Source organism: Candidatus Pantoea soli, assembly GCF_007833795.1.
GTDB classification, from domain to species: Bacteria; Pseudomonadota; Gammaproteobacteria; order Enterobacterales; family Enterobacteriaceae; genus Pantoea; species Pantoea soli.
On the sequence record NZ_CP032702.1, the window covers coordinates 2,069,594 to 2,095,348 of the forward strand.

Genomic DNA, 25,755 nt, shown 5'->3' on the forward strand with positions numbered 1-25,755 from the left:
ATGTTATAAATAATTTTGCACCAAAATCAGGAAAATAAAATTCCCACTGCGCCAAATACAGGCATAAGCCGGGATGGCCTTTATCTTAATTTTTTCTGTTCATCGGAAAAAATGATGTTAACCCTGCGCACCAGCAGAAAACGTTATACAAAATCAGACTAAGATAATTCTGAATCCTTATTTTCCAGGCTGCGGCTTTCCCCTATTCGCCAGGGTGCGAAGCGGTTATTTTCTTCACCCGCGCGGCGTAACGCCTGGGCCAGCGCCAGCGGCGGTTCGTCCAGTGATTCGTCCGCCAGTTCAAACACGCCCCAGTGGATCGGTAACGTCACCGGCCGGCCAGTCTGTTGCCACAAGGCGACCGCCTGATCGGGATCCATATGCTGCCCGCGCATGAACCATTGTGGTGCATAGGCACCAATCGGCAGCGCTGCCAGCGTAAAGGGGCCCAGCCGTTGCGCAATCAGGGAAAGATTGTCGCTGTAACCGCTGTCCCCTGAGAACCAGACATTCACGTGGCGATGCGTGATGACCCAGCCACACCACAGAGCGCGATTACGATCCCAGAAAGTCCGCATGCTCCAGTGGCGCGCCGGCACGGCGGTAAAAGTCACGCCGGAAAGTGTCGCCGCCTGCCACCAGTCGAGTTCGGTGACGGTGCGCACGCCGCGCTGCCGGCACCATCTGGCCATCCCCAGCGGCACCAGAAAATGCGCTGCCGGAAACCGCCGGGCAATCTGTTTTATCGTCGGGCGATCAAGATGATCATAGTGATTATGGGAAATCAGGACATAATCCAGGTGCGGTAAGCGGGCAATGCTGAGCGGCGCGGGCGTTTTGCGACGTGGGCCGGCAAACGGCAGCGGTGAGGCGCGTGCGGAGAGGGCCGGATCAATCAATATATAGCGCTGGTTCAGGCGTATCAGCAGCGCGGCATGGCCCAGCCACCAGATGCGATCATCTTCTCCGCTCAGATCGGCATCCTGGTACCACGTCTCAATAAAAGCCGGATAGCCGTGTTGCGGCGGCAGCGGCAGGTTTTGCTGCCTGCGCGCCCGCCGCCAGCGCTGTAAATCGCCCGGCTGGCACAGTTCCCCTTCCGGATTGCGGAAACCTTCTGGCGTATGGTGCGCCAGCGACGCATCGTACCAGGGATTGTGCCAGGCCATTCTCACTCCTTTGGTAAATTAACGCTCCGGGATCAGCCGGATAAAATCGCGCTGCCCGTTCTCCTCTGTTTCCTGCTGTGCGCTGGCCGGCGCGGGCTGCGCGTCGGCAATACGGCGCAACAGGAGAGTCTGTTTTTTCTGCTCTTCAAGCAGCGCTTCCAGCAGCTGAATCTGCTCGCTGGCGCGCACGCTGGCCCGGTTAACGAAGAACCAGACAATAAAGGCCACAAGGATCAGGATGGCCAGCACGCCATAGTTAAATAGCGGACCGGTATTTGCGGCTAACTCGTTCATAACTGCCTCTGGTAGTAAACATCAGACTTATTCTGCCGCCGCTGATTTTACCCGTTGTACGGCGAAAAGATATGGCTGCGCGCGGAAAGCCGGCTCTCCTGCGCCGCCGCTTTCAGTTATCTCTGATCGATCTGGCAGGAAAAGCGAGGCATGCTGCTACTATAGTGTCCGCAGCGCTTTCAGGACAGCTGCGTTATGTAACATAAGGAGATTAAAATGAAACTACTGATTCGGGCGGTTATGCTGATTGCCGCGATCTGGCTGGCGATGCTGTTTACCGGTTATGGCGTACTGACCGGCAGCAACAAAAACGCTGCGGGTCTGGGTTTACAGTGCAGTTATCTGACAGCGCGCGGCATGATGACCGCACAGTATCTGCATACTGACAGCGGCATTGTGGGCGTCACCGATTGTCCGTTGCTGAAAAAAAGCGGCGAAGTGGTGGATAACTGAGATGAAAACGGGTTGACAGCAGCCCGTTTTGACGCGTCAGAACGGATAGTCATAATAGCCCATCTGCGCTGACAGATTGCGCGCCGCCCGGTGCAGCATCGCCACATAGTCGCTTTTCGCCTCTTCCGAAAAACGGATAGTTGGAAATGAAATACTCATCCCGGCGATCACCACGCCGAAGCGGTCGAATACCGGCACCGCGATACAGCGTAAGCCCTCTTCCTGCTCTTCATTATCTTCCCCGTACCCCTGCGCTTTAACCTGATCCAGCACCTCCAGCAGGGCTTCAGCGCTGGTAAGCGTATTCGCGGTACTTTGGCGAAATGTCGTTTCGCTGAGGATCGCTTTAACCTCTGTGCGATCGCGCCACGCCAGCAGCACTTTGCCAATCGCCGTGCTGTGCAGCGGATTGCGGCGGCCAATACGCGAATACATGCGCAGGTTATACAGGGAATCAATCTTGTGGATGTAGACAATACTGTCCTCCTCCAGCGCCCCGAGGTGGATTGTCTCTTTCGTCAGGCGTGACAGCTCGCGCATTTCAACATCGGCACTGCGAATCAGATCGACGTTCTGCAGCGCTTTTGCGCCCAGTTCAAACAGTTTGAGCGTGAGCGAGTATTTTTCGCTCTCGCCCTCCTGGGCTACATAGCCCAGCGCCTTCATGGTCTGCAGAAAGCGGTAAACCGTGCTTTTTGACATCATGACACGTTGCGACAGCTCAGTGATGCCGTGATCGCGATCCTCCCCCAGCGCCTGGAGAATGCCGAACACCTTCATCACCGAAGAAACGGCATCGGGTTGGGATTTTTCATTATCGCTGCTGGCCATAGCCGGATCCTTTTAACGGTGTTTCAAAAAAAATGGAACAGATAGCGCAGTATAGGCCGTCCGGCATTGCAGCAGCAACGGCTGCCACCGCGTGACACATTCTTTCGTAATTTTTGTCGGGGATGCGGTGCTTTCAGCGCGGAAATTGATTAGCATGATGATATTCACTCACTTCACTTCCATCTCTATGTCCCCGACTGTTTCTCAGGATGGCCTGCCCGTCCCGCAGCGCTACGGCGCGATTATCACCATTGCTCTTGGCATTATGATGGCCGTGCTGGATGGTGCGATTGCCAATGTGGCATTGCCGACCATTGCCCGCGAGCTGCACGCCAGTCCGGCAGAGTCAATCTGGATCGTTAACGCCTATCAGATTGCGATTGTCATCTCCCTGCTATCCCTGTCGTTTCTTGGCGATATGCTTGGTTACCGCCGGGTTTATCAGGTGGGTCTGGTGCTGTTTGTGCTGACGTCACTGTTTTGCGCCCTCTCTGCTTCGCTCACTACCCTGACGGTTGCCCGCGTGCTGCAGGGATTTGGCGGGGCCGCGCTGATGAGTGTTAACACCGCGCTGATTCGCATTATTTACCCACAGCGCTATCTGGGTCGCGGCATGGCGATTAACTCGCTGATCGTGGCCGTATCCAGCGCGGCAGGACCGACGGTAGCCGCCGCGATTTTATCCATCGCCAGCTGGCAATGGCTGTTTCTGATTAACGTCCCGCTGGGCGTGGTAGCGCTCTGGCTGGCGCTGCGCTATCTGCCGGACAATCCACAAAAAGCCCGGCAGCAAAAGTTTGATGTGCCCAGCGCGGTGATGAACGCGCTGTTTTTCGGCCTGCTGATCTCGGCACTGAGCGGTTTTTCGCAGGGTCAGTCGGGCTGGCTGGTGGCCGGCGAAGCCGTGGCGCTGCTGCTGGTGGGTATCGTATTTGTTCGCCGCCAGCTGGCGATGCCGGTGCCGCTGCTGCCGGTAGATCTGCTGCGCATACCGATTTTTTCGCTGTCAATTGGCACTTCGGTCTGCTCTTTCTGCGCGCAGATGCTGGCGATGGTGGCGCTGCCGTTTTTCCTGCAGAACGTGCTGGGGCGCAATGAGGTCGCCACCGGTTTGCTGCTGACGCCCTGGCCGCTGGCGACCATGGTGATGGCACCGATTGCCGGACGGCTGATTGAGCGTTTTCACGCCGGCTTACTGGGCGGGCTGGGCCTGGCGCTGTTTGCTGCCGGTCTGTTCCTGCTGGCACTGCTGCCATCACAACCCGGCGACAGCGATATCATCTGGCGCATGATGCTGTGCGGTGCGGGATTTGGCCTGTTTCAGTCGCCCAATAACCACACCATTATCTCTTCTGCACCGCGCAATCGCAGCGGCGGAGCCAGCGGCATGCTTGGCACGGCGCGACTGGTCGGCCAGAGCAGCGGTGCCGCCCTGGTTGCGCTGATGTTTAATCTGTTCAGCGACAGCGGCACCCACGCTTCGCTGCTGCTGGCCGGCGTGTTTGCCAGCGTGGCCGCTGTCGTCAGCCTGGCGCGCATGACGCAGTCGCGTCCTGCTGCCGGGTCGTAACGGCCTCCCCCGCACTGTCTATAGCCGCCCGCTCAGCGGTGACAGCACAGGACTTCCGTCGGAAGGCCGCAAGCGGCAAAAAAAAACCGCCATCGTGAGATGGCGGTTTCACCACTGACAAGCTTACCCCTATTTCAGGTACTGGCCGCTACGCAGCGCTTCGATACGCTTATCAAGCGGCGGGTGCGACATAAACAGCTCGCTCAGCGACTTATTTTTACCGTTGATACAGAATGCCATCATGCTGCCGGGCTCCTGCGGTTCATAACTGGTTTTCAGGCGCTGCAGCGCAGCAATCATCTTCTCGCGGCCTACCAGCTTCGCGGAACCGGCATCAGCATGGAACTCACGGTGACGCGAGAACCACATGGTGATGATGCTGGCCAGGATACCGAACACCAGCTCCAGCACGGTTGCCACCGCAAAGTAGACCAGCGGGTTGCCGTTGCTGCTCTCTTCGTCATCGCGGTTTCCGGACAGGAAACCTGATGCCACCTGCGCAATAATGCGCGAGATGAAGATCACGAAGGTGTTCACAATGCCCTGAATCAGCGTCATGGTGACCATATCACCGTTGGCGATGTGCGCCATTTCATGCGCCAGCACCGCTTCCGCTTCATCGCGGCTCATGTTCTGCAGCAATCCGGTCGACACCGCCACCAGCGATGCATCCCGGCGCGCGCCGGTCGCGAACGCGTTAATATCCGGCGCGTGATAAATGGCAACCTGCGGCATCGCAACGCCGGCCTGCTGAGCCTGGCGACTGACGGTTTCCATCAGCCAGCGTTCTGTCTCGTTACGGGGCTGCTCAATCACTTCGCCACCGACGGAGCGTAACGCCATCCATTTAGACATCAGCAGTGAAACAAACGCACCGCCAAAGCCAAACAGACCTGCCATAATCATCAGACCCTGAACACTGCTTGACTGAATTCCTGTCAGACTCAGAATCAGTCCGAAGACCAACATCACCGCCAGGTTGGTGATCAGGAAAAGCGCAATACGCATCATAAACGTTCATCTTCCTCAGTTTTGCCCGCGCTTATGCGCGGATATACATCCTATGTCCATCGCGCAGCTTTTCAAGCGACCTTAATCTTTAAGTGCCTAAAAAGACATAACTTTACATTTTGTCACTGTTCGCCGCGCGTCGGGGTTAAGCGGCGCTGAACGGTGATTTTAGCGCAAAAAAAAGCACCGCCGCAGCGGTGCTGGTGTGTGCAGCTGACGACTATTTCGCCGTTTCGGCGGCCGGCTGGGATTTTTCCAGCTGGGCCAGATCGTTAGCGATTTTCACCGTTTCATCCAGGTACGGATCCGGTTCTTTATAGTCCTTCGGCAAATCATCCAGGCTCTTCAGCGGTGCTTTACCTTCTGCCTGATAGCGCGCATTGATGCGTTCCAGACGCAGCGCATCTTCTTCGTGGTTCTCTTTCTCACGCTGGGCAAGATTAAGCGACACGATATTGCGCTTGTCTTTCATGGCATTGAAACGCGCAATGTCTTTCATGATGTACTGGAACTCGCGATCCTGCGCAATGCGATCGGCATGCTCTTTGGTGAGCTGCGGCACCAGTGGCGTGATGTCACCGGTTTTGGTGTACGTTGCCGCGTTGATGCTATCCCACGGCAGCGCATTATCCTCAAACTTCTCACCGGTTTCCGCCGCTTCCACGCCGGTTGGCATCAGCAGATCCGGCGTGACGCCTTTACGCTGGGTACTGCCGCCGTTGATGCGGTAGAACTTCTGAATGGTGTACTGCACGGAACCCAGCGCCGGCCACTCCGGACGCAGCATCTGATCGTAAATACGGTTCAGCGAACGGTACTGCTGCACTGTGCCTTTCCCGAAGGTCGGCTCACCGACAATCAGCGCACGCCCATAATCCTGCATCGCTGCGGCAAAGATTTCTGACGCCGAGGCGCTGAAGCGATCGACCAGCACTACCAGCGGCCCTTTGTAATAAACGATGCCGTCGTTATCGCTGTCCTGACGCACGCGACCATTGTTATCACGCACCTGCACCACCGGACCGGATGGAATAAACAGTCCTGAGAGCGACACCGCTTCGGTCAGGGCGCCGCCGCCGTTGGTGCGCAGATCGATCACAATGCTGTCAACGTTCTGCTTCTGCAGCTTCTGCAGCTGCACTTTGACGTCATCGGTCAGGCCGACATAGAAGCCCGGAATGTCGAGCACGCCGACCTTCTCTTTACCTGCCATATGCACGGTGCCTTTGACGGCGCGGTCTTCCAGACGGATCTTCTCACGCGTCAGCGTCACGGTGCGGGTTTTGGTTCCTTTACCGGCAGGCAGGATCTCAAGGCGTACTTTGCTGCCCTTCGGCCCTTTGATTTTCGACACCACGTCATCCAGACGCCAGCCAATCACATCTTCCATCGGCTTGCCCGGCTGGCCGACGCCAACGATGCGGTCACCTACGGTAATGGCTTTACTCTTCGCCGCCGGACCACCGGCAACCATGGAGTTGATCACGGTGTAGTCATCGTCCATCTGCAGCACAGCACCAATGCCTTCCAGCGACAGGCTCATCTCGGTGTTGAACTGCTCAGTATTGCGTGGCGAGAGGTAATTGGTATGCGGGTCGATTTCGTGCGCAAAAGCCGTCATCGCCAGCTGGAACACATCTTCGCTGTTGCTCTGCGCCAGGCGGCGGATGGCAAAGTTATAGCGCTTGGTCAGCGTTTCACGAATATCTTTGTCATCTTTACCGGCCAGTTTCAGGCTCAGCTCATCATATTTCACCTTGGCATCCCACAGCGCGTTCAGCTCATCCGTGCTTTTTGGCCACGGCGCTTTTGCGCGGTCGATATCAATGGTGTCGTTACCGGTGAAGTTCATCGGGCGGTTCAGCACGCTGAGCGCATACTGATAGCGCTCGAAGCGGCGTTTCTGCGCCAGATTGTAGAGATCGTAAAAGACATCCAGCTTGCCGCTGCGCAGCTCGTCACCCAGCGTGGTTTTTTTCGCGGCGTATTGTGCGATGTCCGACGCCAGCAGCACGTTGTGACTGTAGTCGAGCAGATTCAGGTAGCGATCAAAAATTTTCGCTGAAAAATCCTGATTCAGATCGAACTGACGGTAGTGAGAGCGGGTAAAGCGCGAGGTCACGCGCTCACTGACGGTAGGATGCTGTGCTTCTTCGTGTAGCTGAGGAATCTGATCGGCGCGGGTCAGGTTATCGGCGCCAAAGGAGGGGCCTGCCAGCAGCAGGCCCGCGATCATACCGATCTTAAAAATGCTGTTCATGCCTGGGTCGGGCCTCCGTTTCAGAACTGCAAGTGTTCTGCGCGCACAATCATTGCCAGGCCGGAAGCGAGCTGTACCCGAACGCCATCTTTGGTAATTTCCAGGATGGTCGCGTCCATTGCACTTTTGCCTGCTTTGACTTTGATATTCTGACCCGGCTGCAGCGCTGAGGTATCAGTGACGGGCTTAGCACGCGGCGGACGCGGCGCGGCGTTACGCTCGGCTGAAGCCGCGCGCGGCGCCTGAGGACGCGGTTTACGCGGTGCATCGCCAGCGGCGGCTTTGCGTGGTGCAGGCTTACGTGGACGACGTTCTGCGCCCTCTTCACCGGCTTCACGCTTTTTGGCTCGCTGCTGCTCGCGCTGCGCCTGAACGCGCGCCTTGGCTTCTTCCAGCTGCTTACGCGCATGCTCAACGTGCTGCTCGTCCAGCACGCCACAGGCGTTGCCGTCGAGATCGACACGCGTCGCACCGGCTTTAATGCCGTAGAGGTAACGCCAGCTGGAGGTATAAAGACGTAAAGCCGAACGCAGTTGCGTCTTGCTCAGGCTGTTTTCGCCCTGAACGCGCTCCACCAGATCCTGAAAGATACCGATTTTGAGCGGACGCGCTTCACCTTCGGCGCTAAAGCAGTGCGGAAAACGCTCGGCCAGAAAGGCGATGACTTCTTTACTGCTATTCAACTTGGGTTGATTTTCCATGAAATTTCCTGATTACAACGGATTTGCCGACCAGAGCAGGCATGAACAGGCGACATTATAATGACAACATCGCCAAATGCTATGTGATCCAGTCGATTAGCTACGCGCAGGCTGAATAAATTTTACGATGTCGCTGCCCGCAAGCACGTCACAAAGCCCGTCAGTAAGGGCCACCAGCCCCGCTTCATCCTCACTATCGAAGCGCGAATAGACCGTGCTGTCGATGTCGAGCACACCCACCAGCGTGCCATTCACTTTCAGAGGAATCACGATTTCAGCATTGCTGGCCGCGTCACAGGCGATGTGGCCCGGAAACGCGTGCACGTCGTTCACCCGCTGTACTTTATCTTCTGCCATCGCCGTGCCGCACACGCCTTTGCCGACCGGAATACGCACGCAGGCGATTTTGCCCTGAAACGGGCCAAGCACCAGCGTATCCGGTTCGGTCAGCAGATAGAATCCCGCCCAGTTAACGCCTTCCAGGCGTTCAAACAGCAGCGCACTGCAGTTGCCCAGCGCGGCCAGGAAAGAGGTTTCGCCCGCCAGCAGTGCACGGACATCGCGATTTAAATCCTCGTAAAAGGCTTTTTTGTTCATTGTTTAACCATAACTCATCACTGGCGTGACCCACGTGTCACTCAGTCGTTAAAATAAGCACTAATAATCCAGCCTCACAAGGTGAATCATCGCGTTTGTTACTATACCCTTAGCAGTCTGTGTTTGAGACTAATCTCGTACCACAAAATAGTGCAGGCAAAATTTATCTGCCTGACATGCCGGTATCCGTAACGAACGATGGGCCACTTGCGTCACCTATGAAAATTCACGCCATCAGCCAGACGTTGCCCCACGCACGTTATCAGCGTTGTCCGCAATGCGATACCCTTTTTTCCTTACCGGATGTGAAATCGCACCAGACAGCCTACTGCCCGCGCTGCCACGCCAAAGTGCAGGATGGGCGCGACTGGTCCATGACGCGGCTTACCGCCATGGCCGTGACCATGTTGGTGCTGATGCCGTTTGCTTTCAGCCTGCCGCTGGTGGACATCCGCCTGCTGGGCATGCGCATCAATGCCAGCCTGTTTGAAGGGGTGCTGCAGATGGCGCAGCAGGGCAATGTCCTGACCGCCGCCATGGTGGCCTTCTGCACCATTGGCGCGCCGGCGACGCTGGTAGCCGGGATTGGCTACCTGTGGGTTGGCAACGCGCTGGGCATGAACCTGCGACCGGTCCTGCTGATGCTGGAAAAGCTCAAAGAGTGGGTGATGCTGGATATCTATCTGGTTGGCGTCGCCGTGGCCTCCATCAAGGTGCAGGATTACGCCTCGCTGGAGGTGGGCTACGGCCTGGTGGCCTATATCGCGCTGACGGTCATGAGCCTGCTGACGCTGATCCACCTTAACGTTGAACAACTCTGGGAACATTACTATCCGCAGGCGGTGCCGACAACGCCACCGGAAGAGTGGCAGGTGTGCCTGAACTGTCACTTTACCGGCATGCCCGATCAGCGCGGGCGCTGTACGCGGTGTCATACGCCGCTTGATTTTCGTCGCCGCCACAGCCTGCAGAAATCCTGGGCGGCGCTTATCGCCTCAATTGTGCTGCTGATTCCGGCCAACCTGCTGCCGATCTCGGTGGTGTATGTCAACGGATCGCGGCGCGAAGACACCATCTTTTCCGGTATTCTCGGCCTCGCTTCCGGCAATATCCCGGTGGCTGCCGTGGTGTTTATCGCCAGTATTCTGGTGCCTTTTACCAAAGTGCTGGTCATGCTGACCCTGCTGCTCAGCATCCATTTCCGCTGTGAGCAGGGTCTGAAAACCCGCATTCGCCTGCTGCGTGCCGTCACCTGGGTGGGCCGCTGGTCGATGCTGGATCTGTTCGTTATTGCTTTAACCATGTCGCTGGTCAACCGTGACCAGCTGCTGGCTTTTACCATGGGACCCGCCGCGTTCTATTTTGGCGCCGCGGTCATCCTGACCATTATGGCCGTTGAGTGGCTGGATAGCCGCCTGATCTGGGATGCACATGCAACAGGAAACGCCGACTACACCGACTAGCGCCAGTCTGCGAAATAAACGCAAGATTTCGCCGTTCTGGTTATTGCCCATTATCGCTTTGCTGATCGCCGGCTGGCTGTTGTGGACCAACTATCAGGAACGCGGCACCACCATCACCATTAACTTCCAGACGGCGGACGGCATCGTGCCGGGGCGGACGCCTGTCCGCTATCAGGGGGTGGAAGTGGGCACGGTACAGGGCATCGTGCTGAGCGATGACTACCGCAGCATCCAGATCAAGGCCAGCATCAAGAGCGATATGCGTGATGCGCTGCGGGAAAACACCCAGTTCTGGCTGGTCACACCCAAAGCCTCGCTGGCCGGCGTATCCGGCCTCGATGCCCTGGTGGGCGGTAACTATATCGGCATGATGCCGGGCGATGGCAAAGAGCGCGACCATTTCACCGCGCTGGACACCCAGCCCAAATACCGCGTTAACACCGGCGAGTTGCTGATTCACCTGCACGCGCCGGATCTCGGCTCGCTTAACACCGGTTCGCTGGTCTATTACCGCAAGATTCCGGTTGGCCGGGTGTACGATTACAGCATCAACAGCAATACCGATGGCGTAACCGTCGATGTGCTGATCGAGCGGCGCTTCACGAATCTGGTGAAGAAACAGAGCCGCTTCTGGAACGTCTCCGGGGTGAATGCGGATGTCAGCCTGAGCGGGGCAAAAGTGAAGCTGGAGAGCCTGGCGGCGCTGGTAAACGGTGCGATTGCGTTTGATTCACCGGAAAACGGTGAGCAGGCGAACAGCGACGAAAATTATCAGCTTTATCCCGATCTGGCACGCAGCCAGCGCGGCGTGCAGATTAGCCTCGATCTGCCCGGCGGCAATAATCTGAAAGCAGACAGCACCCCGCTGATGTATCAGGGGCTGGAAGTCGGCACCCTGACCAAACTCACCCTGCTGCCTGACGGGAAAGTCAGCGGCGAACTGACCATCGACCCTTCCGTCACCGGGCTGATGCGCAGCGGGACACGCATTGAGATGCGCGCGCCGAAGCTGAGCCTGACAGATACCAGCCTCAGCAGCCTGCTGACCGGTAACACGCTGGAACTGGTGCCGGGTGAAGGCCAGCCGCAGAATCACTTTATCGTGCTGCCACCGACCGAAACCCTGCTGCAGACGCCGGATGTGCTGACGGTCCAGCTGAGCGCGCCGGAAACCTACGGCATTGATGCCGGCCAGCCGGTCATGCTGCACGGGATGAAGATCGGTCAGGTTATCTCGCGCAAACTGGATGCCGGGGGCATCACCTTTGTGGTGGCCATCAACCCGGCGCACCGCGGGCTGGTGCACGGCGACAGCAAATTTATTGTCAACAGCCGCCTTGACGTGAAGTTTGGCCTGGATGGGATGCAGGTGCTGGGTGCCAGCGCGCGCGAATGGGTGGATGGCGGTATTCGCCTGATTCCGGGCGCGAAAGGCCAGCCCTCCAGCCGCTATCCGCTGTTTGCGGATGCAGAGCGTGCGCAGGAAGGCATCACCGGCGATCAGCCGCCCACCACGCTGAAGCTGACGGCGAACAGCCTGCCCGATGTACAGGCGGGCTCGGTCGTGCTGTATCGTCGCTTCCAGGTCGGTGAAGTGGTCGACGTGGTGCCACGCGCCGATGCGTTTGAGATTGCCGTCCATATTCAGCCGCACTACCGCAAGCTGCTGACCAGCGAAAGCGTATTCTGGGCCGAAGGCGGCGCTAAAGTGCAGCTCAACGGCAGCGGGTTAACCGTCCAGGCGTCACCGCTGAACCGGGCGCTGAAAGGCGCTATCAGCTTTGATAACCTGAGCGGTGCGCAGGCAGCCAAAGGGGCGAAACGCGTGCTCTATCCGTCGGAAACCGCTGCGCGCGCCGTGGGCAGCCAGATTACGCTGCACACCTTTGATGCCAGCAAACTGGCAGCAGGGATGCCAATCCGTTACCTCGGCATCAACGTGGGCCAGGTTGAATCGCTGGCGCTCAGCCAGGATAACAATCAGGTGGTGGCGAAAGCGGTATTGTATCCCGAATACGTGCAGGACTTTGCCCGCCTCGGCAGCCGCTTCTCGGTGGTGTCACCGGAGATTTCACCGGCGGGGGTGAATCACCTGGAAACGCTGCTGCAGCCTTACGTGAACGTTGATCCGGGTAAAGGTGCCCAGGCGCGCAGCTTTGAGCTGCAGGAGAGCACTATCACCGACTCTCGCTACCTGAACGGACTGAACATTTATGTTGATGCAGCAGAAGCGGGCTCGCTGTCGATTGGAACGCCGGTGCTGTTCCGCGGCGTGGAAGTGGGAACCGTCACCGGCACCTCGCTGGGCAATATGGCCGATCGCGTGCAGATTGCGCTGCGCATCAGCAAGAAGTATCAGCATCTGGTGCGTAACAACTCGGTGTTCTGGCTGGCCTCGGGCTATAACCTTGATTTTGGCCTGATTGGCGGCGTAGTAAAAACCGGGACGTTCCAGCAGTTTATTCGCGGCGGCATCCAGTTTGCCACCCCGCCGACGGTGCCGCTGGCGCCGCAGGCAGGCGCGAACAAGCACTTCCTGTTGCAGGATGAAGCGCCGAAAGAGTGGCGCAGCTGGGGCACGGCCATTCCGTCGCCCAATTAAGCAAACGGGCAGCCTGCGGGCTGCCCGTTTACGTTCTGCGTGTTACACTTCGCGCTCAATTTGTTACCCCGGTAGATGCCCGTGTCCGAACGCTTTCCCGACGATTTCCTTGCGCTGATGCGCGCCAGCCTCAATGACGAAGCTGAACTGCAACGTTTTCTCGCCATCAGCCAGCAGCCCCTGCGGCGCAGCCTGCGCGTTAATACCCTGAAGATCAGCGTGGCGGATTTTCTGGCACGCACGGCGCACTATGGCTGGCGCCTGACGCCGGTGCCGTGGTGCGCGGAAGGGTTCTGGATTGAGCGCGACGACGACACCCTGCCGCTTGGCAGCGTGGCGGAACATCTCAGCGGGTTATTTTATATTCAGGAAGCCAGCTCGATGCTGCCGGTCAGCGCGCTATTTGACGCCGCCCCGGATGCACAGCAGGTGATGGATGTGGCCGCCGCGCCAGGCTCCAAAACCACGCAGATGGCCGCGCTGATGCATAACCGGGGCGCCATCCTCGCCAATGAGTATTCGGCCAGCCGCGTGAAGGTGCTGCATGCCAATATCAGCCGCTGTGGCGTGCGCAATGTGGCGCTGACGCACTTTGACGGGCGGGTTTTCGGCGCGGCGCTGCCAGAGCAGTTTGATGCCATCCTGCTGGATGCGCCCTGCTCCGGTGAAGGCGTGGTGCGTAAAGATGCAGATGCGCTGCGCAACTGGACGCTGGCCAGCACCGAAGCGATTGCCGCCACTCAGCGCGATCTGATCGACAGCGCATTTCACGCCCTGCAGCCGGGTGGCACACTGATTTACTCCACCTGTACCCTGAATCAGATTGAAAACCAGCAGGTGGTGCACTGGCTGCTGGAACGCTATCCCGGGGCCGTGGAGTGCGTGCCGCTTAACGAGCTGTTCAGCGGCGCGGAGCGCGCCCTGACGCCGGAAGGTTTTCTGCACGTCTTCCCGCAGTTGTTTGACAGCGAAGGCTTCTTCGTGGCGCGCCTGCGCAAAACCGCCAGCGTGCCGCCGCTGCCGGCCCCCACGTATAAAGTCGGTAAGCTGCCTTTCTCGCCGGCCAGCCGCAAACTGCAGGCCGACGTCGCGCAGGCCGCGCAGAAAGTGGGCCTGCAGTGGGATGAAAGCCTGACGCTGTGGCAGCGTGATAAAGAGCTGTGGCTGTTTCCTGCCGCGCTGGAGAGCTGGCTGGGCAAGGTGCGCTTTTCGCGCATCGGCCTGAAACTGGCTGAGACCTTCCCCAAAGGGTATCGCTGGCAGCACGAAGCGGTGGTGGCGCTGGCGCAACCCGACAGCGCGCTGGCGTTTGCCCTGAGCGACGAAGAGGCCGAAAGCTGGTATCGCGGCCAGGATATTCACCCGCAGACGCCACCGACGCGTGATGAGGTGATTGTTACTTATCAGCAGCAGCCGCTCGGCCTGGCAAAAAAAGTGGGTAACCGGATTAAAAACAGCTATCCGCGCGATCTGGTGCGTGACGGACGGTTGTTCCGCTGATCGCTACTGCAGGCGGACCAGCGTAAGACGATTACCGAACACGGCACCGGTATCAATATAATGCTGGTTTGCCACATCCAGCGGCTGCTCCAGCGGGGTGTGACCAAAGTAAAACGCGCTGGCACCGTCAATCTCCGCCGACCGGCCACGCTGATGCTGCGCCAGCCGGTCACGGCTCCACACGACCTGATGCCAGTCCACTGGCTGATTAAGTTGATAGTGGCTGGCCGGGTAATCGGCATGTGCAATGACGACGACACGATCGGCAAAGCGCAGATGCAGCACCCACGGCAGATCGGCACAGCGTTTCAGCTGGTGGCGCACGCGGATCAGCTGCGCGCCCCGCAGCTGCCAGAACCACTCGCCGCCGTTCATGCGCCATAACAGCGGATCGTCCCCGCGGAGCGCCGCCAGCGCCATCTGCTCATGGTTGCCACGCACGCAACGAAACCACGGCTCATCCAGCAGCTGCAGGCAGCCCGGACTGTCCGGGCCACGATCGATCAGATCGCCAACCGACAGCAGCAGATCCTGCTGTGGATCAAAACGCTTTTGCCGCAGCAGCGCATCCAGCCGGGCGCGACAACCGTGCAAATCGCCCACTACCCAGATGTGGCGCCACTGCTCCGCTGACAGCATTTGATAAAACATGTAATCATTCCCGGTTGAGTGGAAGTTTAGCGGGCCCGGCTTAGAGTATAGTCCGGGGCGTTGGTGCCAGCGGAGGAGGCAGCATGAGTGGTCAGAAACAGTTTATCGGGGTTCTGGTGGTGATATTCATTGGCAGCTTATTGCTGCTGGAGTCGCTGGCGCGTCTGGTGCATCTGCTTTTTGTGGGTTAGGCGATGCTTCGCCTCCACGACTTATGGATCTGGCAGGTTCTCCTTTTTCGGCGTCGGCTATCGGCCGTATTCACCGTCACACTGCCGGTTATTTGTGCCAGGCTTTTCCGATGTTTTTTCAGGCGAGCGCCGGTGAAAGATGATTATAAAATCGATTATGAAGCCTTCAGGCAGAATAACGCCGCGCTGATGCGTGGGATAAAAGTCAGGCACCGGTTTATGCCGATGACTCAGGCGTGGAAACGCAGCATGCTATCAACCGGCAGAGTAAACAGGCGTATCAAACCTATATTCAGGGCCGGGACGTAATCGATTCATACGGATATTATGTTTCACCGCATAAAGAAGATTGTTATCTGGCTGATAAGCTGCGTGCATAATAGGTCGCCGTTTTGCATTCCGCGTTGTAAAACCCGGACCACGCGCCAGCGTGGCCTGGCGCACCGCTAGCGGGTAATTAAAAAGATGGCGAGCATAAAGCCGATAAATAAACCGGCGAAGGTGAGAAAACCGGTGCGCGGGGATTTCGCCTGCCCCACAATCGCCCCGATAAAAATGCTTAAAATTGTCAGCGTGCCTGCCATTACCCAGAGCAGGTAGTGCGTGTTTGCAGCCATGAAAAGATCCTTATGCGCAGCAAAAAAAGATGCGCCCTCTTATACCATTTTTCATGCCAGCTGGCTGCTGTTTAATGCGCTGGATGAGGGGACGCTGCGGCAGCGGTAGCCGGACAGCGCACCGCCTGCAGGGCTTTCAGCTGCTGTAAGCGCGTGGTGGCGCGGCGGGTAGCATTGGCTTTTGCAACGCCATTCCCGATCCCTAAATCAATAAAGAACCCCACAACGGTGAGCGCATCGAATTTGCCGGTGGTTGCGATCTGCTGTTGCACTTCCCGCGTTTTGACAATCTGCGCCTGCAGCGCCTGACAATCGTACGCCTGCACTTCGGCATCACTCACTTCCGGTAACTGCGGGTACTGCTTCAGCGCACATCCGCTCAGCAGAATAACGCACAGACAGACGACTCTTTTCATGACCACCTTCTCACCCTTTCCCTGCGCGCAGTATACGCCCGGATGATTTGAGCAAAGCGGTAATTAAGCACGCATTCGCGGCGTATTTTCCGCCGTTGCGCTGGCTCTGGCACTGCGCCCGTTGTTATCCATATACAATAATAATGACATGCCGATATTATTTAATTGCGGGACAACATTAATCCAGCAGATATATTCCGGCGACAAGGGTGCCGACGGAAATAATGTGTAATAGTTCGGTCATAATAGGTCGCTCCTGCATGTAGGCGTTTATTACAGTCAAGAACAGCGACAGCCATTCGTCAAACTGGCTTTTTGTCAATAAGCGCAGCCAATGGCATAAACCGGATTCAGTGCTTAACTAAACAGTAAAGCCATACAGGAGCAAATATGATGAGTCAGTCAGCCTTAGCCACTTACCTTGAACTGAGCGATGAAGAACTTCAGGAAATGGGTCTCTCACAGGATGACCTGTTTACCACAGAGGACGCCAGCGGCGGCGACAGGACTTTCTATTTCAACGTGCCGGACACCACGCCACAACACGTGCTGGGCAAAAAAGGCTGGTCCCTCGGCGAACGGATAGAGATTCCTGGCAGCGCACTGCAGGCAGATTAAACGCGCCGATTCGCCCTGCCTTGCCGATCTTGTGCCAGGCTTAAGCCGTACTGGAATGTTGCATTCAAGAGGGAATGAAAATGAAGAAGATTGTACTCGCTACACTGATGATGGCGTTCAGCCTTGGCGCTGCCGCTGAACAAGGGGGCTTTGAAGCGGGTAAGGCCGCGCCGTCACAGCAGAAACAGGATGCCGGTTATAAAGGCTCTGAGGATACCGGCCAGACGCACATTAATCAGATTCGCGATTTCCGCCAGGGTGGCTACGTGACGCTGGAAGGCTATATCGTTAAAAAACAGCAGGGTGACAGCTATCAGTTCCGTGACAGCACCGGCACCGTCACCATTCACGCCAAATCTGACACCTTTAAAGGCAAGACCTATGATTCAAAAGACAAGGTGCGGGTAAGCGGTAAAGTGTACGGCCACGGCGACAAAACCCGCCTGGACGTCATGCGCATCGACGAACCGTAACCGTAGCGGCCTTTTGCCCGCTGCCGGTTGCGCTGTGCACGGTGGCGGGTGATGCCGGGTAAAGGCGGTTTAACACCATTGTACTTGCAGGCCTGGTGAGACAAACATGCAAGACCCCCAAATGCTTCTGCTGCTGTATTTTGTTTTGCCGGTCTGGCTTATCGCCGGGTTCGCCGACTGGCTATGTCACCGGGCCACGCATATTGAAAGCACTTCCGGCCTGAAAGAGACTTACATCCATATTCTGATGTTTCTGGAAATGGGAACCCCCCTTCTGCTGGCGCTATTTCTGGAAGTCAATGCCCTTATTATTCTGCTGATGATCGTGCTGTTTTTCTGTCATGAAGCGACCGCCCTGTGGGATGTCAGTTACGCTGTGAAAACCCGAAGGATATCGCCTGCAGAACAGCATATTCACAGCTTTCTCGAAATGGTTCCGCTGATGGCGCTGCTGCTGGTGATCTCCCGCCACTGGCCGCAGTTTCTGGCGTTATTTGGTGCAGGCTTTGAAGCGCCGCGCTTCACGCTGTCGTTGCGCGCCGAGCCTCTTCCGGCAGGTTATATCGCTGCTATCCTTTCCGCCATTTTTGTACTCGAAATGCTGCCCTATGGCGAAGAATATCTGCGTGTAAGGCAGGCACGTAAGCAGATGAAGTAATTCGTGCTTATTTAACCGACAGGCTGCGCTTCATTGCCGCTGCCAGATTTCTCTGTGTATTTCATGCTTTTTTCGGTGACAACCCGATAATTATCAGGGATATCTTTATTTACAAAAGTCATGGCTCCGACAACAACATTATCACCAATGACTAAAGCATCGCCTATCACGCAACTATTTGAGCCCAGGAAAAAATTATCACCGATGATAATTTTACCATCCTGACCTTTTGCTGCGTTACCAATCACGCAGTTTTGCGTTAGCTTCATATTTCTTCCTGCAATGACGCGCTTTGTCACGACCACACCGACGTGATGCGCAATTGAGAGCCCTTCACCAATACACGCGCCCAGCATAATATCGCAGCTAAAGTTTTTCTTTATACGTCCATGGATAAGAAAAGCGGTTTTTTTATAACCATTATTGTGTAAATGATTTGCCAGCCTCCACCAGAAAACATATTTCAGCCCGGGTTTATTTTTTAGCCGCTAAAAAGACGAATATAACTAAATGATTTATTGAGCCCAATAACTTCAACGTGCCAAAAACGCAGCAGTTGTTTATAACTCATTTTATTATGCAAAACGGACATCAGGAATAATATGTAAAAAACTATGTATTAAGGATAGGATACGCTTACCTTACCTTTTTTAAACCTTACATACAACACATATATCCCTGCTACCTTCCGCTTTTTCCCTATACTAAAGAATTTCGACGACAGAATAATCACCTTTCCTCATTATCCCCCTGATAATCTGTGCAGGATGCTTATGTGCAGCGCAAGTGTGATGCAGAACGCTATCAGGAAGGTAAATTAAACAGGCTATTAAATATCCCGCACGCCCATGAAAAACCCTACAACCGTTATCTTTTTAAGCTCGGCAGCCTTTTCCCCTACAGACAGGACTGAGATGTGTTCCGCGGCTCTTATACAACGATATCTGATCAGCCATGGCTCATAACATACACTGCTATCCGGATTAAACATCTGTTTCTGTCATCTGATCCGTATGCTGACAGGATATCGTGAAATGTTCTGATGAGCATTTCAACCCACCAAATGGCCGCCCGTATGTGTAATGTCTGTTGAAGCGATCAAGCTCGCGGATGAAGTCAAGCCTGCTGAAAATTTAATGTCCGGTGTTGCGCTTTATCACCTTCCGGTATGAAATCATGGTTTCGCAGCCACAAGGTGTGGTAGATTAGCCACCTGACAAATACTATCTATAGATACAAAAACTTATCGTTACGCAAATCTCATTAAGCCACCGCGCTCAGGGATTTACAGAGCTATCAGCGAGCAAAAGTTCAGTTATGGAGAGCGCTTTAAATGATCATTCATCATTCAAAAAACCGTGTGTGGATATTTACAATCAACTGGTTTTCTAGAATATTTATCATTTAAAGTAATTTCTTCTTAACAATTTTATCGGGAGTGTGTATGAAGGGTTTTGAAAGTATGTTAACGCCACTCTGTATGACGAAAATATCGTTTCGAACTTTCACAGCCTCGTCAATAAGATTTTTTACCATGACGGTTGTTACAATAGTGGTGAGGATTTTAAGCAAATTTCTACAGTGTAGTTAATATAAAAATTAAATATTTTTAATTTTTTGTGAGCTTAGAGATGAAGAAAAATTTGGATATAGAATTACTTAGGGTAGTTAGAATTTTTTTGTCATCGTTTCGCACCTGCATAAATTGTTTCCATGGTATGATAAAAATCAAAGTCGACTTGCTGTTTTCTATGATTATTTCGGATTATGGACGGGTGTAGACCTTTTCTTTTGCGTATCCGGGTTCATCATAACCAAATCGATTATGGATAAACTTCCGACAGAGCATAACGCTAAAGAATTCTTTTCATTCGCCATCCCGTTTTGGGTAAGGCGCATATATAGGCTTTGGCCTTCGGCATGGTTTTGGCTTTCCTTTACCACGCTAGCAACAGTGATGTTTAATCAGACGGGTGTATTTGGCGAACCCTTTAAAGCAATTCTTTACCAAATCTATGCCATGCTGAACCTTGCCAATACTTACGGGTTCGAATGCACGAAGCAACTAAGCTGCGGGAATAACCAGGTTTTCTGGAGCCTTTCTCTCGAAGAACAATTTTACTGGATATTTCCCATTCTTCTTTTCCTCATCCGAGGGAATAAATTTCTGATATTTATGCTACTGGTGACAATTATCCAGATACCATTAGATCGTGGAGGTTCACCCCTCGGTTTCATTCGTACTGACGCAATTTCTCTGGGGGTTGTAATTGGATATCTGTCACGTAAAGAATATTACACATACTTTGAACCGAACAACCTTAGAAAATTCTATTTCAAATATACCATACCGCTTTTGCTGATACTCATGCTCGCTTTTCTCGGCACCTGGAAAATCGTAGTTGTTCCATGGTCTACAGGTATAGTAGCTATCGTATCTGCCATCCTGGTCTGGATAGCCAGCTACAACAAAGGCTATCTGTTCGGCAACGGTCTCGTAAAAAAAGTAGCTGAAATTATAGGAGCCCGATCATACACACTATATTTAACTCACATCCCTGCTTTCTATACAACTATCGAGCTGATTCACAGATATGAAAGGCATACTGGTAAATCTCTGACTCACAATTATTTGGCCTATATGGGATTGGCCACTATTTTGCTCGTACTATATACGGAGCTAAGCCACCGTCTTATTGAGAAGCCATGCCAAAATTACGGCAGGAAAATAACCTAAAAACCCATTAAAACAAGGGGGTACCACCCTGGATTTTCCATGCTTTCATATAATTGCTGAAGGGGACTTATAATAACGTTGATTAACCCACCACAAAAAAATATTGCCCGCCCCTTTGATTTAATATAACCTTAGAATACGCAACTCCTGTTCATACATTATTTACTTAACTTCCTGTACATGAATTCCATTCTGAAAACCCTCACGTGGTAATGAAGGGAAGATGTTAATAATTTTCACTATTACATTTTTCCTGCGCTGCGCCCTGACAGTTTTGTGTTACTCCCGAAAGCGGAAAAAATTTAAACTTACCTGCCCTCTGCATTAGAGAGAATATTCAATGAGTAATGTCGGTTTGTTTATCTTCATCTTTTCATTTCGCCATCGTGCTGCAAACTCTAATGGATTCTGATAATTCAGTGCTGAATGTGGACAATACTCGTTATAACCCTGCCGCCAGTCATGAATGATTTTCTTAATGTGAGCGATATCGCTTAAACGGTGTTGATTCACACATTCATCGCGAAATCGTCCGTTAAAGCTCTCAGTAAATCCGTGCTGCGTTGGCTTTCCCGGCTGGATTAAGCGCAATTCAACCCCATGCTTAAAGGCGGATTGACCCAGTGTATGGTAGGTAAACTCCGGCCCCTCTTCAGTTTTGTTGTCGCCGCATAGCTTCGAAAAGTGCAATGCGGCCCGGAATACACGAGACCTGAACGCCTAAATCCCGAATGCGGTGGTCATTGTCAGATACTCCCTCGCAAGTCATCCACTCCGATCAGGCACTTCATCCTGCGCCTGATGGCCAGTGCCCCCATGATGAAATCCATCGACCAGATCAGGTTGGGCGCTGAGCAGCGGAGTAGCGGCAGGTCGACAGAGACAACCTGTAAGCCTGCAGGCACGACATTGCGACGGACCGGTCGCATCACACATAGACTCTGGCCTGTCGTCAGTACTTTCGGCCCAGAGCCACCTGAAGTGCCTCCTTATCCAGCATAGCTTCGGCAAGCAGTTTCCTGAGTCTGATGTTCTCTTCCTCAGGCGCTTTCAGGCGCTTAACCGCGTGCACCTCCATACCGCCATACTGCTTGCGCGAAGTGTCAATGGCGGCGTCGAAAATGGCGTGCTTACGACATAGTTCATGGGTAGAAATTCCGGCTTCACCCTCGCGGAGAATATCGATGATCTGTTGGTCGAAAAAACGCGTCTTCAGGGGGATGTCTTCATGCGGCTGATGATGAAATGACTAACATCATGGTGTGTTAATCAACGGAGAGTATGTCACAGAACGCTTACACCTATCGCGGCAGCTCTCAAGCTCACTTACCGAAAGGCGTAGTGAATTGCGCGTGCGATGTGCGGAGGTTACCGCAAAAGTAAAAGAAGCCGTACCATTCCTGGCACAGCTTTCCACTCTTCATGGCTGGTTATTTTGCGGCCCTAGTCAGATTTATTAAGGTAATCTTATCGTAGAGTTCTAGAAACCGACCTCGGTATAGGGCTTATGACACTCTGGCGCGCCGTTCTTTTTAAACGTTGTAATTAGCCTTAGCTGCCTCATGTAATCTGCATTCAGTACGGATAGCTCTTTATACACGCCGATAAAAGCTTTGGATCGCTTTAAATCAGAGGCATGAGTACCTGATGAGGCAGCAGTCGCGTTGAGCTCACCTGCCAAACTGTTCATCTCATCACCTCTGGACAGCAGTGCCAGCACGATATGCATAGCATCAATTTGGTTTTTTATCTTTTCCAGTTTTTGCATGCGCGACAACTTTCACCCACAAAAAATTTTGAGAGATAAGTTTACTATTAGGATTCTTCTTATTGAAGGGGTTTTTTATCAAGTATTTCGTCTGTTTGCCTTAAGGCTCTGTTATCTGTGGATATTAAATTGAATAAATTACTTTCAATAAAAGTACAAACCACACTGCTCCATACAGAAGGTCTTTACCGCTGCGTTTATCTGAAGTATTGCTTTTTGATGTACTACTGCAATTTGGTGATGACTTTGCGGGGGAACTAGACTGCTCTTCTGAGATGAAACAATCCCATTAAACCCGGTCTGTAAAGCCGGGATTGGCTTAAGCATTCACCCAGAAGCGCCAGAGCCTGACTACTTCGTGCATGTCGCATGAAGCCGCAATCGATGCTTTCTACTAGCAAAATCAGGTTGCAGCTGATAGGCGGTTGCCTGAGCACCGCCAAACGTGTTGTGTATTCCTCGCCCACAGTGACAAGTTTGATTCCTGACTCCTCCATTCTGCCTGTCCGAAGCAATTACTTGAACAGATAGGTTCATCTCTGCCACTGTTGAAGATCTGGCGCTCAGCGCACCTCTGCGATTGCCAGCAATCAGCATTCAAAGCGTGAGCTTGAAAACAGGCATCCGTCAAGGCTAAGGTTCAACGTGAAAAGGAAGCAAATTTTACTGTCTGCTTCAATCAGCGAAACGTGGACATGCTTATGTCTTAATGCCAGCGCCTTATCTGCTCTGCTTTATCGATGGTCCGACCCTGCTCATTAATCAGCTTGCCACCCTTTCGTGCGGTGTTGTTGTAAACACGAGCTAAACCGCCGCAGATAGTAAAACGACATTTGTATCAACCCGTGCTGTCAGGCTACTGGCCGCTTTTTATTTCTGTCATGCTCAGCAATTATTAACACCCTCCCTTTTCTCTCATCAGACAATCTCGTAATCTGCCTCGTTTATTTATTTGACGTCATAAGTTTAGGCAGTGACATCCTTTTGCAAAAATAACTCAGCATGACGCCGTTCTTCATGCAGCGGCGGCCTGCAGCCAGATGCGTTCAAATGAGATTATAACGATATTGGTAACGTCCCGAGTATCATTGCAGGATAAGCAGCCTAACGGTAGCCTGATCACCCTGAAAGTTTTCTCAGGAGCATATGGACTGGTCTGAACGAACACGAGTCACTGCCTACAACTTGATGCTCACCGCTTAATTTTTCACCGGAAGGCGCAGCGTAGTTACAAACGGCTTGACGCGTGTCTACGAATTTAGTGATCCTCTAACTCTACAAGCCAGGGCAGACAAGCTGCTGTTTAGCAGAGGCGAATTCTTGCAGCGGCATATTACAACGCATGCCCCCGGCGCTTCGTGGTCATTACCCGGTTATTCATATCTGCATAAAGTGCATAGTTTGAGCTAAATACAGGGATGTTAAGCAAGCTGAATTCATTTTTAACTTAGAATATGAGCACCATTTGCATTGGCATGTGCACCGTTTTACCACTGCTAACGGGCAATGACACATCTGTCATTTTTCTCTGCATGACTGCCGACTTTGCCCGCAGGTCAGGCGTGTGTAGTGTCTTGCAATACGCATAAAAAGATTTAATATCAACCAGATAAAAAACCACACACTTCATTCAGGTTTAATATGTAAAACGTGCGCTCCTCTCTGTGAGGTGAAGAGATAACACGAAATGTCATGCTGAGTACTTCAATTTACTCATTGGCCGCGCGTAATGTGAAATGTCAGTTCAGGCGGTCAAGATCGCGGATGAAGCCGAGCCTGCTGATAGTATAACGTCCTGCGGCGTTACGTTTCATTGTTTGCCAGCATGCAATTATGATTTCGTTGTCGCGAGGTATGATGAATCAACTCTATGAAAGAAACTGTTCCTGAATAAAGCAATCTTCATCTGAGAACCCTACCATGACACTTCGCTCAGGAACTTTGTAAAGCCTCTGGTGATTTTTGTTCCACCTATACCGATTTGCCACTCTCTGGTCACCAGCCCTGCGATATGCGCCAGATAACTCAATACCTGCCTGTCCCGTCGCAGGGGCTTTTTTATAGCACAAAAAAAACGTATAGTTATTGTAAACTTCTGGGGATGGAATGATTAATGAACGAGATTAAGCCACTAACTTCAATCAGGGGATTATTTGCACTATACGTGGCAACCTATCATATTTTCCCGAGGAACAATTCATTCTTAGCCAATGGATATCTTTCTGTGGATTTATTCTTTGTTTTGAGCGGTTTTATAATGAGTTACGTTTACTGGAATAAATTCTCATTTAAAATCAGCACAAAAGATTACTTCCTTTACCTTAAAGGTAGATTTGCCAGAGTTTACCCTCTTTACGTATTCATTATAATTATGACCTCAATACTTTATTTCAAAAACAACATACCGTTACCTGACCTCAGCGAGTACAGCATCCTTTTTTTATTTCTTCAATCAATATTTAATGTGCACAACAATTTAATTTCACACGCATGGTCAATTGCAGTTGAGTTTATCGCTTATTGCATATTTCCTTTTGCTATTTTCTTGCTATCGAAAAAACATAGCATAATCTCTTTAAGCGCGGTTATTGCCATCGCATACACTGGCCTTTACATGGCGTCATTCAAAGGCTACTGGGGGCCACTAGATGTAGTCGGCGGGGAATTTGCTATTGTGCGATGCCTTAGCGATTATGCACTAGGGATCGTCAGCTTCTTTGCATTCCAAATTGCAGAAGCGAGATTTAAAGGAAGGACATTGGAGGTAGCCTTGGTTCTTTCAATGGCTTTGGCATTTTATTTTTTGAATTCCAGAGGTTACGATGTTTTCATCGTCGCCCTCTTCGCCGTTATAATCCCTCTTCTTGCCGCATCAAAAGGTATAATTTATAAATCTATGTCTTTATCCCCTATGGTTTATCTCGGTGAAATATCTTTCTCAATTTATCTTATACATTACCCACTTTGCCGCAAGTTAGCTTTCATCCCTGCATGGATTCAAAATAAAATTTTCTTTATGGATGTAAATTATATTGCATTAATAATAACCATTTTGTTATCAATCATCACTTATCACTTTATAGAAGTTCCTTGCAGAAATTTTATTAAAGGGTCACGAGCAATGCATAACATCAAGGTTAACTAAGCTGTTTTATTTTACTGAAAAATGAGCATC

The 25,755-nt window shown here is 52.9% G+C and carries 22 protein-coding genes and 1 pseudogene; 10 read left to right on the forward strand and 13 right to left on the reverse strand.

All coding sequences use genetic code 11. The features are described 5' to 3' along the window. Positions 1-158: 158 nt before the first annotated feature. Both D8B20_RS09615 and D8B20_RS09620 read right to left on the reverse strand, forming a co-directional pair. A complete protein-coding gene (locus D8B20_RS09615) occupies positions 159-1,169 on the reverse strand; it encodes an MBL fold metallo-hydrolase (protein WP_145888670.1) in 1,011 nt (336 codons plus the stop codon). A gap of 18 nt (positions 1,170-1,187) precedes the next feature. Beyond that, positions 1,188-1,463 (reverse strand): YebO family protein, encoded by a 276-nt coding sequence (locus D8B20_RS09620; protein WP_145888671.1) that lies wholly within the window; start codon positions 1,461-1,463, stop codon positions 1,188-1,190. A 216-nt stretch (positions 1,464-1,679) separates the two neighbouring features. Between D8B20_RS09620 and D8B20_RS09625 the strand changes: the two genes are divergently transcribed. Then, entirely contained in the window at positions 1,680-1,916 is a 237-nt protein-coding gene (locus tag D8B20_RS09625; RefSeq protein WP_145888672.1) for a YobH family protein, read from the forward strand. Positions 1,917-1,952: 36 nt separating this feature from the next. On the opposite strand, the gene kdgR is transcribed toward D8B20_RS09625, so the two are convergent. Then, on the reverse strand, positions 1,953-2,747 hold the full coding sequence (gene kdgR, locus D8B20_RS09630) for a DNA-binding transcriptional regulator KdgR (RefSeq protein WP_145888673.1): 795 nt from the start codon (positions 2,745-2,747) through the stop codon (positions 1,953-1,955). Positions 2,748-2,934: 187 nt separating this feature from the next. On the opposite strand from kdgR, the gene D8B20_RS09635 reads away from it, so the two are divergent. Beyond that, the gene (locus D8B20_RS09635; RefSeq protein WP_145890511.1) at positions 2,935-4,317 is read left to right on the forward strand and encodes an MFS transporter; all 1,383 of its coding nucleotides are present in this window, start codon (positions 2,935-2,937) and stop codon (positions 4,315-4,317) included. A 129-nt stretch (positions 4,318-4,446) separates the two neighbouring features. On the opposite strand, the gene htpX is transcribed toward D8B20_RS09635, so the two are convergent. The 4 genes from htpX to msrC form a co-directional block, all read right to left on the reverse strand. After that, positions 4,447-5,328, reverse strand: coding sequence for a protease HtpX (gene htpX, locus D8B20_RS09640; RefSeq protein WP_145888674.1), 882 nt, complete (start codon positions 5,326-5,328; stop codon positions 4,447-4,449). Between the two features lie 220 nt (positions 5,329-5,548). Continuing rightward, positions 5,549-7,588 (reverse strand): carboxy terminal-processing peptidase, encoded by a 2,040-nt coding sequence (gene prc, locus D8B20_RS09645; RefSeq protein ID WP_145888675.1) that lies wholly within the window; start codon positions 7,586-7,588, stop codon positions 5,549-5,551. A gap of 20 nt (positions 7,589-7,608) precedes the next feature. Next, on the reverse strand, positions 7,609-8,289 hold the full coding sequence (gene proQ / locus D8B20_RS09650; RefSeq protein WP_145888676.1) for an RNA chaperone ProQ: 681 nt from the start codon (positions 8,287-8,289) through the stop codon (positions 7,609-7,611). Positions 8,290-8,385: 96 nt separating this feature from the next. After that, positions 8,386-8,886 (reverse strand): free L-methionine (R)-S-oxide reductase MsrC, encoded by a 501-nt coding sequence (gene msrC / locus D8B20_RS09655; protein WP_145888677.1) that lies wholly within the window; start codon positions 8,884-8,886, stop codon positions 8,386-8,388. A gap of 218 nt (positions 8,887-9,104) precedes the next feature. On the opposite strand from msrC, the gene yebS reads away from it, so the two are divergent. From yebS to rsmF, 3 genes are all read left to right on the forward strand, one after another. Beyond that, positions 9,105-10,349, forward strand: coding sequence for a membrane integrity lipid transport subunit YebS (gene yebS, locus D8B20_RS09660; protein ID WP_145888678.1), 1,245 nt, complete (start codon positions 9,105-9,107; stop codon positions 10,347-10,349). Continuing rightward, positions 10,318-12,951, forward strand: coding sequence for a PqiB family protein (locus tag D8B20_RS09665; RefSeq protein ID WP_145888679.1), 2,634 nt, complete (start codon positions 10,318-10,320; stop codon positions 12,949-12,951). Before yebS ends, D8B20_RS09665 begins: the two co-directional genes overlap by 32 nt. A 75-nt stretch (positions 12,952-13,026) precedes the next feature. Continuing rightward, on the forward strand, positions 13,027-14,451 hold the full coding sequence (rsmF, locus tag D8B20_RS09670; protein WP_145888680.1) for a 16S rRNA (cytosine(1407)-C(5))-methyltransferase RsmF: 1,425 nt from the start codon (positions 13,027-13,029) through the stop codon (positions 14,449-14,451). A gap of 3 nt (positions 14,452-14,454) precedes the next feature. On the opposite strand, the gene D8B20_RS09675 is transcribed toward rsmF, so the two are convergent. The 3 genes from D8B20_RS09675 to D8B20_RS09685 form a co-directional block, all read right to left on the reverse strand. Beyond that, on the reverse strand, positions 14,455-15,102 hold the full coding sequence (locus tag D8B20_RS09675) for a metallophosphoesterase (protein ID WP_145888681.1): 648 nt from the start codon (positions 15,100-15,102) through the stop codon (positions 14,455-14,457). 637 nt (positions 15,103-15,739) lie between these two features. Further along, positions 15,740-15,910 carry a hypothetical protein gene (locus D8B20_RS21600; protein ID WP_186454354.1) on the reverse strand — a complete coding sequence of 57 codons (171 nt, stop codon included), beginning with the start codon at positions 15,908-15,910 and terminating at the stop codon, positions 15,740-15,742. A gap of 71 nt (positions 15,911-15,981) precedes the next feature. Then, on the reverse strand, positions 15,982-16,326 hold the full coding sequence (locus tag D8B20_RS09685; RefSeq protein ID WP_145888682.1) for a hypothetical protein: 345 nt from the start codon (positions 16,324-16,326) through the stop codon (positions 15,982-15,984). Positions 16,327-16,716: 390 nt separating this feature from the next. On the opposite strand from D8B20_RS09685, the gene D8B20_RS09690 reads away from it, so the two are divergent. From D8B20_RS09690 to D8B20_RS09700, 3 genes are all read left to right on the forward strand, one after another. Beyond that, the gene (locus D8B20_RS09690) at positions 16,717-16,944 is read left to right on the forward strand and encodes a hypothetical protein (protein ID WP_261388016.1); all 228 of its coding nucleotides are present in this window, start codon (positions 16,717-16,719) and stop codon (positions 16,942-16,944) included. A gap of 80 nt (positions 16,945-17,024) precedes the next feature. Beyond that, positions 17,025-17,417 (forward strand): YgiW/YdeI family stress tolerance OB fold protein, encoded by a 393-nt coding sequence (locus D8B20_RS09695; protein WP_145888683.1) that lies wholly within the window; start codon positions 17,025-17,027, stop codon positions 17,415-17,417. A 121-nt stretch (positions 17,418-17,538) separates the two neighbouring features. Next, positions 17,539-18,075, forward strand: coding sequence for a diguanylate cyclase (locus D8B20_RS09700; protein ID WP_261388017.1), 537 nt, complete (start codon positions 17,539-17,541; stop codon positions 18,073-18,075). 11 nt (positions 18,076-18,086) lie between these two features. On the opposite strand, the gene D8B20_RS09705 is transcribed toward D8B20_RS09700, so the two are convergent. Next, the gene (locus D8B20_RS09705; protein ID WP_186454355.1) at positions 18,087-18,344 is read right to left on the reverse strand and encodes an LbetaH domain-containing protein; all 258 of its coding nucleotides are present in this window, start codon (positions 18,342-18,344) and stop codon (positions 18,087-18,089) included. A gap of 1,436 nt (positions 18,345-19,780) precedes the next feature. On the opposite strand from D8B20_RS09705, the gene D8B20_RS09710 reads away from it, so the two are divergent. Beyond that, positions 19,781-20,812, forward strand: coding sequence for an acyltransferase family protein (locus D8B20_RS09710; RefSeq protein ID WP_186454356.1), 1,032 nt, complete (start codon positions 19,781-19,783; stop codon positions 20,810-20,812). A gap of 337 nt (positions 20,813-21,149) precedes the next feature. On the opposite strand, the pseudogene D8B20_RS09715 reads toward D8B20_RS09710, so the two are convergent. Both D8B20_RS09715 and D8B20_RS09720 read right to left on the reverse strand, forming a co-directional pair. Then, positions 21,150-22,028: pseudogene (locus tag D8B20_RS09715) on the reverse strand (integrase core domain-containing protein). A gap of 264 nt (positions 22,029-22,292) precedes the next feature. Continuing rightward, positions 22,293-22,580 carry a hypothetical protein gene (locus D8B20_RS09720; protein WP_145888687.1) on the reverse strand — a complete coding sequence of 96 codons (288 nt, stop codon included), beginning with the start codon at positions 22,578-22,580 and terminating at the stop codon, positions 22,293-22,295. Between the two features lie 2,113 nt (positions 22,581-24,693). Between D8B20_RS09720 and D8B20_RS09730 the strand changes: the two genes are divergently transcribed. Beyond that, on the forward strand, positions 24,694-25,725 hold the full coding sequence (locus D8B20_RS09730; RefSeq protein WP_145888688.1) for an acyltransferase family protein: 1,032 nt from the start codon (positions 24,694-24,696) through the stop codon (positions 25,723-25,725). Positions 25,726-25,755: the final 30 nt, after the last annotated feature.

Coding starts and splice junctions, on each gene's coding strand:
- D8B20_RS09615 (WP_145888670.1), bottom strand. CDS start 1,169: ATGGCCTGGCACAATCCCTGGTACGATGCGTCGCTGGCGCACCATACG.
- D8B20_RS09620 (WP_145888671.1), bottom strand. CDS start 1,463: ATGAACGAGTTAGCCGCAAATACCGGTCCGCTATTTAACTATGGCGTG.
- D8B20_RS09625 (WP_145888672.1), top strand. CDS start 1,680: ATGAAACTACTGATTCGGGCGGTTATGCTGATTGCCGCGATCTGGCTG.
- kdgR (WP_145888673.1), bottom strand. CDS start 2,747: ATGGCCAGCAGCGATAATGAAAAATCCCAACCCGATGCCGTTTCTTCG.
- D8B20_RS09635 (WP_145890511.1), top strand. CDS start 2,935: ATGTCCCCGACTGTTTCTCAGGATGGCCTGCCCGTCCCGCAGCGCTAC.
- htpX (WP_145888674.1), bottom strand. CDS start 5,328: ATGATGCGTATTGCGCTTTTCCTGATCACCAACCTGGCGGTGATGTTG.
- prc (WP_145888675.1), bottom strand. CDS start 7,588: ATGAACAGCATTTTTAAGATCGGTATGATCGCGGGCCTGCTGCTGGCA.
- proQ (WP_145888676.1), bottom strand. CDS start 8,289: ATGGAAAATCAACCCAAGTTGAATAGCAGTAAAGAAGTCATCGCCTTT.
- msrC (WP_145888677.1), bottom strand. CDS start 8,886: ATGAACAAAAAAGCCTTTTACGAGGATTTAAATCGCGATGTCCGTGCA.
- yebS (WP_145888678.1), top strand. CDS start 9,105: ATGAAAATTCACGCCATCAGCCAGACGTTGCCCCACGCACGTTATCAG.
- D8B20_RS09665 (WP_145888679.1), top strand. CDS start 10,318: ATGCAACAGGAAACGCCGACTACACCGACTAGCGCCAGTCTGCGAAAT.
- rsmF (WP_145888680.1), top strand. CDS start 13,027: ATGCCCGTGTCCGAACGCTTTCCCGACGATTTCCTTGCGCTGATGCGC.
- D8B20_RS09675 (WP_145888681.1), bottom strand. CDS start 15,102: ATGTTTTATCAAATGCTGTCAGCGGAGCAGTGGCGCCACATCTGGGTA.
- D8B20_RS21600 (WP_186454354.1), bottom strand. CDS start 15,910: ATGGCTGCAAACACGCACTACCTGCTCTGGGTAATGGCAGGCACGCTG.
- D8B20_RS09685 (WP_145888682.1), bottom strand. CDS start 16,326: ATGAAAAGAGTCGTCTGTCTGTGCGTTATTCTGCTGAGCGGATGTGCG.
- D8B20_RS09690 (WP_261388016.1), top strand. CDS start 16,717: ATGATGAGTCAGTCAGCCTTAGCCACTTACCTTGAACTGAGCGATGAA.
- D8B20_RS09695 (WP_145888683.1), top strand. CDS start 17,025: ATGAAGAAGATTGTACTCGCTACACTGATGATGGCGTTCAGCCTTGGC.
- D8B20_RS09700 (WP_261388017.1), top strand. CDS start 17,539: ATGCTTCTGCTGCTGTATTTTGTTTTGCCGGTCTGGCTTATCGCCGGG.
- D8B20_RS09705 (WP_186454355.1), bottom strand. CDS start 18,344: ATGAAGCTAACGCAAAACTGCGTGATTGGTAACGCAGCAAAAGGTCAG.
- D8B20_RS09720 (WP_145888687.1), bottom strand. CDS start 22,580: ATGCAAAAACTGGAAAAGATAAAAAACCAAATTGATGCTATGCATATC.
- D8B20_RS09730 (WP_145888688.1), top strand. CDS start 24,694: ATGAACGAGATTAAGCCACTAACTTCAATCAGGGGATTATTTGCACTA.